The following is a 9,291-nucleotide window of genomic DNA, read 5'->3' as shown; positions in this document are numbered from 1 at the left end:
CTGAAAGCTATCCAGGCGGATACGACCAACCGACGCGGTGAGCGTAATGTGTTGGATGGTGATTTGACCTTACTGAAAGGTTTTGAGTTAAATGCGGCGGCTCCATTAGAATCGATTTTAAAATTGAGCCACACGATTGCATTTGACCGTGCTGCAGGTACTACACAAGTGGCTATTGATGCTTTTAATCCGAGTGAAGAGATTCCTCAGGTGGAAGGCGCTACGCATGTTCGTTTTATCCTGGCAACAGCTGCGGTTGACTTTGGCAACCAGAGCTACGAAGTGGATGTGAAAGATAGTGCAGATGTGGAATTATCTGCATTGGAGCAGGCCGCTATCAATCTGGATAGTGCCATTTCTGCTGATTCACCTCATCCGGTATTTGTTGTTGTTGGCGTAGAGTACCATCAGGAGGTGAATGGGCATATGTATCCGATTCAGACGAAAACGCATAATCCAATGGCTATTGTGGAGGTGGATAAGGTGTAACCACCTTATAGAGATGAGACCGCGATAGTTATCGCGGGAGCGATGACAAGTGAGTTGAATTGCAGCTTGGCTTAAAAAAGACTTAATATGAGTGAGGCTTCATTGAATGGTAGTGGTAAGGTTGGTTTCCTGGGCGGTACGCTGATTAGTGTGTTGAATGGGATAACGTTTGAGGGTGTTGTGGAGACGGTGTTTTATACGATACTAGGAACGATGGTGAGTTTTGGGGTGTCGTGGCTGCTGAAGTATTTTTTAAAGAATCATTCGAAGAAAGACTCATAGTTTTATCGATTAGGTTTCCCGATTAAATTCATCTAAGATTTTGATAACAAAATCAAGATTCTCGAATTCAGGACAGGTTGGTTTTGGCGACAACGGTCGTTGATGAAGTGTGTGTTGGAGGGCTCTTGGATTGTTGGATTCAAGAGCTCTTTTTTTGATTGCGAATTGAGCTAATACCCCCTCTGCCTCCGGCATCTCCATCTCGACTCCGCTCGATGACCGCCGAGGGGAGAATTGAATAGTATAATTTTAAAAATGAATTGGATATGAAATTTTTAGAGAAGGTGACGGCTTTGTTGGGAAATAGTGTTTTTAAGGATGTGGGGGAGCTCATCGACCGATTTGTGACGACCGGGGCTGAGAAGCGGCAAATAAAGACGGAGCTATTGGAATTGCAGCACAGGCATGAGGTGGAGGCTGTGAGACTATCGCTGGAGGCGGAGCATGAATTTAATCAGCGTATAAAAGACTTGGAGGGCACGGCTAAGGACCTGCACCAATCGGGTTGGCTGGGTAAGTTGGTGCTCTTTATGCGCGGTGCTCAGCGGCCATTGTGGGGCTATTTTGTGGCGTACATGGATTATATGGTATTTGCGGGTAACTGGTCGTTGAAGGGGCATGAGAAGCTGGAATCGGCTTTCTGGATTATTAATTTTCTAGTGTTGGGGTTCTTGTTTGGTGAACGGGCGGTGAAGAATGTGGCGCCGTTGGTGAGTGAAATGATGAATAAAGGCAAATAGGCTATTAGGTCTATAGGTCGTTGGTTCCCCCACTGCCTCTCGGCATCTCCCCAAGGGGAGAATTGATTTGCATGATGATTTAAAAAAATGGCTATGGAATTAAAAGTTGTGAGATATAGTAGTTCAGAGGAGAGTACTTTGGGCTTGTTGTTTATTGATGGGGTGTTTGCTTGTTATACGCTGGAGGATGAGTACCGGATGGTTAAGGTAATGGGTGAAGCGCGAATTCCTGCTGGCCGGTACCGGGTTGTGTTGCGAACTTTTGGTGGGCATCATTGGCGGTACCTGAGGAAATATGGTGCGGATTTTCATCAAGGGATGCTGCAGATAATGGATGTGCCAGGCTTTACGGATATTCTGATTCATAAAGGCAATGACGATGACGATACAGCCGGTTGTTTATTGGTTGGGGATAGTGTCAATAATAACCAGGTGAAGGATGGTTTTATCGGGAGTAGTACGGTGGCGTATAATCGGATTTATGCTGTTGTGAGGGATGCTTTGATTAATGATGACTCAGTCTATCTGCAAGTCTGTGATATTAATTAATACTGGAATACATCTAGCCTTAAACCCTTAAACCACCTTTTTTACAGCCTAGCAAATAAAGTCAAGGTTGAGGGCGTAGCCCGAACCCGGAGGGCTTGACCTTTACTATTTGGCAGGCTGGAAGACCTTTGTTTAAGGATTTGAAGGTGGGATATACCTGAGGTTACACGCCTTGATTAATTTAAACGAACAATTCTGGAACCAATCCTTTAACCTCTTTCAGTGCTTTCTTAAAACTTGTTCCCTGGTCTATGAATTCGAAACATTGTCTTTCAAAATCTTTATGCCAATATAAAATATTGCCAAAGGGAGTATCATTGTGCTCTGAGTCCCTCAAGAAATCAATATGTTTGGAGATATCATCCATAAAGGCATTTTCTGGATTCAGTTTAAAGAGTTCTACTAACTGATTAAAAGAACACATAATCGTTTCATCTCTTTCTCCATAATTGAAATCCTTGCCGGCATAGATGGTTAAAATCTTTAATAAGAAATGTTTCAATTGTTCGCTATCACAGTTATTGACCTCAATGCTTTTTATGAAATTGCCATGCTCATAAAAAATATCACTCAATGGCTCTTGCCTATCCATCAGGGCCGTTAAGTAAATATCCATTCCTTTTTCCGGGTCTTTTTTGAGGTATTGGATGGCCGCTCTGCTAACATTTATCTGAAGCAATTCCCATTTTTCGTCTAACCAACTCGTAATAGCGTCAATGTTGTGTTTCGAAATCAGGTTTATCATGTGCCAATTCACCTGATGCTCCTTCTCGATAAGAGCAGGGTATTGTTCGAAAACAGGCACATAGCCACCTCCAAATTTTACGTATATATCGAATGCTCGATTACGTAAGTAATATTCCACTGCTGGGTTAATACAATAGTCAACCAAAGCATTTCTTAAGGTTTTTAGTTTTTTAGATTCGGCATATGATAGTAGCTCTTGTAAACTAACACTGTCTTTAATGCCTTCCTCTAACAACCTGATAACTTCCTTTTGCACTACTTTATCACCAATCTTACTCTGCAACCAGGAAAGTAAAGTTAGTTCTTTGTTTTTTCTCCTATGATTTATGGAACTGTAGTAACCAATGTAACGAACAAGTTTGATACAGGTCTCATCTGAAGGCTTCGAGTCGCTGGCAAGCAACAAGGTTATATAATTTCTACATAAATAAGTATTTATAATATCAAGCTTCGACCAATCAATTAAAGATTTCTGCTCAACAGAAGTACACCAGTTCCTAATCCATTGAAGATTATCTGAAGGAATTATTGAGTTGTAACTTAGCCGTGTGTATTGAACTACAACAAACCACTCCCATTTATCATCATTTTCAAACCATTTCCATATTTCACTTTTAGTCAGAGAACCATCTTTAGGGACAAGCTCCTGCAATAAATCTAATGCAATATCAATTTCTGGCCCTAGCGGTCCATCTTCATAAAACATTTTACTCACAAGGTGTTCCCAATGAATGGTATCTTCAAGTAGCTCAAATATTTTTATCAGATGACTTTTAAAAAGAGATTTGTCCAACAAAGACTTAAGGAACAACTCCTCTTTTAATTGGCGTTGCTTATCCCAGGGGTTTTCATCTTGTTTAAAATCATCGGAATAGGCTTTTAAGGCATCATTAAGTCTAATACCTTTCTCTTTATCCAGTCGATAAATCGTATTTGAAAAATTGATGGCACACCTATGACTTATTTTGTTTTCCTTATATAACTTAAACAAAACATCGAGCTTGTCTTCTGTATAAAGCAAAGCCGGAATAATAAAATGTCTGTCGTCATAATGTTTCATTTTATCGCCTTGCTGGAGGTAATCTATAAATACTGAATCAATATCCAGATGATGAGTAAAAAGGTTTATTTTAGAAAGAGGTTCATAAACTCTGCCGAAAATGGCAATTTTACCGCCTATATAATCAATGCATTGCAAGAACTTCGGATAGTCTTCTTGAAGGAGTAGTATGCGTGCTAAATCGTCAATTTTACTAATGATAATGTTCCAAACATTATTATCTGACCACACCTCACTGTAGCGCTCCTCTTTACCTACATCCATTAAAACATCCAGAAACGCCAGCATTTGTTCTCGTGTTTTTATAAGACCTAAGGCTTTTGGGTAAGAATAAAAGCTTGTACCATAATCTTCGTCTAACAATGCAATTACTGAACGCTCCATAAAATCCATGGTTATGTCATGATAATCAGAATCCCCAATGTAATCAAGGTATGCAAACAGACTTTCTACTTTAGTCAAGTCATAATGGTCACTCGTAATTTCTTTTAAGATAACCGTATCATACATTTGCCACTGGTGCAATCCGGCTAATATCCGATATCCTATGTTGTTTGTGTAATTTTGTCGGTATATCCCTAAATACACCTCAACAAGTTCTACTTTATAATCCGCTGTCTCTTTTAACTGATTTAATAAGTCTAAGATATCAATGATAAAATTCTCAGGTAGGTTCTCCTCTTTCAATATCGTTATTAAACAGTTAACGGCCTCTTGATTGTTATCTATCTCAATGAACTTTGCCAAGTCTTCAACAGTATAACCGTCACGCCAAATCCTCAAATTGTCTCTTCGGTGCTCATCAAGCAGACTAAATAATATGTCATTGCGCTGCGCACTACTTAAGGTTTCAACCTCAAATTTGACAATGGCATTTTTGTTAAACTCAGCAAGCCAGTTAATCAATTTATTATACTCATCCTCGTCAGCTTCATCTTGAGCAATACTTATAAAAAAAGATACTGTATTCAGCCATCTGGGGCGCAGATTTTCCGTACCTGGTATTCGAATGGTTTCATGTATTTGACTCCAATCTGACTCTATTAAGCTGAAAGCGGCATAATACTCCAGAAAATTATTGTGGTAGAATCGCCAATCACCTTTATTACTGTCAATCGGTTCCAACATCACCCGCTGTATCAGTTTCCTTAATGCAGCATCACTTATGATTTGCTGCATCTGTATCTCACTAATTCGGTTTGTACCACTAATCAGCATAACCAAAGCAAGTTGCTTTAAGCAGGTGTCAATCTTAATTCGGTTACTAGTAATTGCTTGATTTATATCAATTTTCTTAAGTTCATACTTAAAACGTCTTTCGACTAATTCAGCCATTAAAGCCGCTTTATTCGAAGGAAGTGTGCCGTTTTCCTGATACAAGTCGATGAGCTCTACAAGAAAAAATGGTGTTTCAATAAGTTTATCAAAAGCACTGGTATTAATGGCTGAAATAAAGGCGTCAGCTCTATGGCCTAACTTCTTTATAATATAGTCTTGTCGTTCTTTTTCTTTAATAAGCTCCAAAAAACAAGGTGAAGCGCTGAAGTTTTCATCCTCATCTCCATTTGTGCCAAGTGGGTAAACATTTGTACGGCAAGATGTGATAACATGAACGTGAGGGAATAACTTAACAAACTCTTCAATTTCCTTAAACACCCTGCTAAGCTGGATGCTATTCACCTCATCTAATCCATCAAGTAAGACAATCAGTTTTTGTCCGTAATAACAATTCTGCCAGTTCTTACATTCGCTTTCAATCAGGTTGAGAATAGATGTGGCATACTTAATCAAGCGTGCTCTAATGCAGAATACATCACCTTTTAGAGAGAACTTTTTAGCCAGATAGTCCATATAAAGAGTTTTTCCCTCGGCAGCATTTGCCAGTAGTGCAATATGCCTTTTGCCATCAGGAAAAATATCTTTTGTTATAGGCTCCCTATATCTATCTCCAATCGAAACCGTCCTTTCAATAATTTCTCTGTCAAATACGTATTGTGGTTGCACTGGACGATGAGCAATTCTTTTTACAACCCTTTCAACATCTTCCAATAAAGAAGTACTGGTTCCTCTTAGTTTTTCATTTATAAGTCGGTTAAAGTCCCAGATATGCGTTTCATTAAAGAACGAACTTTCAACAACTACTTCGCCATGTTTCGTTTGAACGCTTTTAGGAATAAATTTACTATCAAGTTTATCAGGTAATCCGGTTGCTACAAATAAATGTAACTCCTTATATATTTTGAGTTCCGCAAATTTTTCCCTCTCACAATTTTCATAAAAGCTTTTGAGGGTATCTGAAATTTTCTTTTTAATTCCCGCTTCACTATTTGTGACTGTTATTTGCCATGCCACTCCTTTATTTGTATCCCCTAAGTCAACTGCCGGATAGTTGGGGTGTTTATGGTTGAGGTTTATAAATTGATAATCACCTTTAAAAACAACATTTAGCAATTCTTGAATAAAGAGTTCGGCTATCCAGGCCATACTGGCTTCCCCACTTTTATAACGCTGCTTTATTTCAGACTGTATTTTATCTATTAATTCTGCACGAATTATACGTCGTAGTTCTTCTAGAGGAATAGCCATTTACAATCGAGGTCTTAAAGGATGTGTATTACCTCAAATTTAATCATTATTTCTCTTGTACGATAAAATCAAGGTTATCAAATGAATGTTGTCTTAGTTTTAAAAATGCACGATTTAAAATTGTAGGTCCAAGCGCCTGCGGCTAGCGTTGGGATGGAAGCGCAATGAACCCCGAGGTATCGAGGGTGGTTTGCGGTGGAATGGCGGGCCGAGCCGACTGCGAGTGGAGCAAGGGTGGCAGGTTGAGAGCGACCAAAGGAAGCGGAAACTGGCATAGCTTGGTAGTGGAGGTACGGAACGAACAAGCCGAGGGCTGGCGGATTATTTGCTGTGGGTGGAGTGAAGATGGAGCGTGCGTTGGGAAAATAAGGGGCATGAGAGATTAGAGGTGAGCGATGAGATTTGAGCGGTGAGTTGATTTGCAGCTTGGTTTGACACCCCTCTGCCTACGGCATCTCCCCTGAAGGAGAGAAATGATTTACAGCTTGGTTAGGTGGTGTCGAATTGGTTAAAGTGAAGTTTAAAAGTTGAGGAGTTTATCAGTTGAATGGGAAACGAATGCGCCTTATGTGGGGTGGCGAAGTTGCTGAGGCGAGTGAGTGGTTACCAGGTGAAGTATGAGCCGGGTAAATGCGAATGAGATGAGGCGACTGCAGGCACTGGGGAAGCGGAGTGTGAACGGAGGCCAGTGCAAATAATGCGACAGCCCGATGCCCGCCGCGACTAGCAGGCGAGCCTAACACTGGCAGCGGTTGTGGTGAGGGTTTATTGGCAGAACGGACGTAGCGTGACGCTACGCCCAACGAAGTGGCGGAACGCCAGGCTGAGATGACAATGTGCCCGAAACATAAAGAGAGCTGCCGTGAGGAAGACCGTGGGAACTGCAAAGGGCATGACGGATTGGCGAATATTAGAGGTGAGTAATGAGATATGAGTAGTGAGATGATTTACAGCTTGGTTAGTTGATGTCGAACTGGTGAATTGCGAAACTGATGAATTGATGAGGTTTGGGATTAATGATTGTTAGAAATGAAATAGGGAATGAGCCACCCGGAGGGCGTGACAGCGGATGCCCAGACTTTAAAAACAGACACGGAGGCATTGGCTGGCACGATACGGCATGAGCTTTTGCTGACAAGGGATGACGAACGCCTATGAACCGCGCGACAAGGAATCTCCAATGATACTGTTTGACAGCATTTTACAGACTAATTCAACCTATAAATTACAACAGGTTTAACACTAAGACTCTGTTAGCATCAGAATCGCATAAAATATTACGTTTTTCATTTCTTATTTACATGCTACATTTAATAAATTTTTTCTAGCGAATAAATTTATTAAATGTAGATATATACCGAGATTTACTACTTATATTAACAGTGAAAATTGGTTACTTAATTGTATAAAAATTAATAATATAACTAACACATTAGTAATAGATATGCGATTTATAAGACTCATCCTTACCATTTCTATCCTTATTCTATCTGTCGAGGCAAGTAACAGCCAAGATCTGCCTTTATTAAAAGTAAGTAAAGACAGATGTTTTATTGTGACTCAAGATAATGAACCTTTTTTTTGGTTAGGTGATACTGCGTGGGAGCTCATACATCGACTGAATAAAAATGAAGTGGATCAATATTTGTTTGATCGAGCAAAAAAAGGTTTTACAGTTATACAGACTGTAATACTTGCTGAGCTTGATGGTTTAAATACTAAAAATGCTTATGGAGCAACTCCTTTATTGGATAATGATCCGACCAAATTAAATGAGGCCTATTTCACTCATGTTGATTACGTAATAGAAAAGGCGAATGAACTTGGACTATATATAGCCATACTGCCTGCTTGGGGAGATAAGTTCAATAAGAAATGGGGAGCCGGACCAGAAATTTTCAATCCTGATAATGCTGCTATTTATGGTCAATTACTAGCAAAAAGATATCTAAACTATAACAATCTAATATGGATACTTGGCGGAGACCGAGCCATTGAAAATGAAACTCATGCTCAAATTATCAAAAAGATGGCACATGGTATCCGAGAAGTTGATAGTAAGCATTTAATAACCTTCCACCCTGTTGGAGGAAAAAAGGCCACTGACTATTTTAATGAATCATGGCTTGATTTGGACATGTATCAAAGTGGACATAGCAGAACTGCACGAGAGTACTCATTTGTTATTTACAGCAGAAATATCGCTCCCAAACGACCAATTATTAATGGTGAAGCAAGGTATGAAAACATACCAGATAGATTTTGGGAGAATAACGATTATGGTTGGCTTGATGATGCAGATGTTAGAATTTCGGCCTATTGGAGTTTTCTTGCAGGTGCTGCAGGATATACATACGGCTGTAATGATATCTGGCAAATGTATGATATAAACAAGACTCCAATACTTGAAGCACGGACTGATTGGCAGATAGCACTTCAGCTGCCAGGCTCTATTCAAATGGGATATCTAAGACAAATATTTGAGAAGCTCCCCTGGCAAAGTATGATACCTAACCAATCGTTAATACTTAATGAAAATATAGAGGATGAATCGTACATTTTATGCTCTGCTACAAAAGATCATAAAACACTTATTGCCTATACACCTTTAGGGATTCCAATTGAAATCGATTTACCAAAATTAAATGCCGAGAATATAGAAGCCTATTGGTTTAACCCTCGTAGTGGAAAGAAAAAACATCTAGGCAGCTATAAAACTAGCTTGCCACACAAATTTGAACCATGGAGCCATGGCTGGGGAAGCGATTTTCTTTTGATATTGACAGCAGTCAAACTTTAGCCATTCTTTCAAAGAGCAAATACAATTCTATTAGTTTG

General features: G+C 39.7%; 6 protein-coding genes. 5 read left to right on the top strand and 1 reads right to left on the bottom strand.

The annotated features are described in order from the left end of the window. From J1N10_RS18045 to J1N10_RS18030, 4 genes are all read left to right on the top strand, one after another. Positions 1-489 (top strand): hypothetical protein (locus J1N10_RS18045; protein ID WP_262328134.1); only part of this gene is annotated, 489 nt, incomplete at its 5' end. An 87-nt stretch (positions 490-576) separates the two neighbouring features. Then, positions 577-771, top strand: coding sequence for a hypothetical protein (locus tag J1N10_RS18040; RefSeq protein ID WP_212187956.1), 195 nt, complete (start codon positions 577-579; stop codon positions 769-771). A 293-nt stretch (positions 772-1,064) separates the two neighbouring features. Next, positions 1,065-1,511 carry a holin family protein gene (locus J1N10_RS18035; protein ID WP_262328133.1) on the top strand — a complete coding sequence of 149 codons (447 nt, stop codon included), beginning with the start codon at positions 1,065-1,067 and terminating at the stop codon, positions 1,509-1,511. A 93-nt stretch (positions 1,512-1,604) separates the two neighbouring features. Further along, positions 1,605-2,060 carry a DUF5675 family protein gene (locus J1N10_RS18030; protein ID WP_262328132.1) on the top strand — a complete coding sequence of 152 codons (456 nt, stop codon included), beginning with the start codon at positions 1,605-1,607 and terminating at the stop codon, positions 2,058-2,060. Between the two features lie 181 nt (positions 2,061-2,241). Here J1N10_RS18030 and J1N10_RS18025 read toward each other — a convergent pair whose 3' ends face one another. Next, the gene (locus J1N10_RS18025) at positions 2,242-6,453 is read right to left on the bottom strand and encodes an SMEK domain-containing protein (RefSeq protein ID WP_262328131.1); all 4,212 of its coding nucleotides are present in this window, start codon (positions 6,451-6,453) and stop codon (positions 2,242-2,244) included. Between the two features lie 1,444 nt (positions 6,454-7,897). On the opposite strand from J1N10_RS18025, the gene J1N10_RS18020 reads away from it, so the two are divergent. Continuing rightward, positions 7,898-9,253, top strand: a complete 1,356-nt coding sequence (locus J1N10_RS18020; RefSeq protein WP_262328130.1) for a glycoside hydrolase family 140 protein — start codon at positions 7,898-7,900, stop codon at positions 9,251-9,253. The last annotated feature ends 38 nt before the right edge of the window (positions 9,254-9,291 follow it).

The organism is Carboxylicivirga litoralis (genome assembly GCF_025499605.1).
GTDB lineage: Bacteria > Bacteroidota > Bacteroidia > Bacteroidales > Marinilabiliaceae > Carboxylicivirga > Carboxylicivirga litoralis.
Note: the sequence above shows the minus strand (reverse complement) of the source record. Positions and strands in the feature narration are given on the sequence as shown.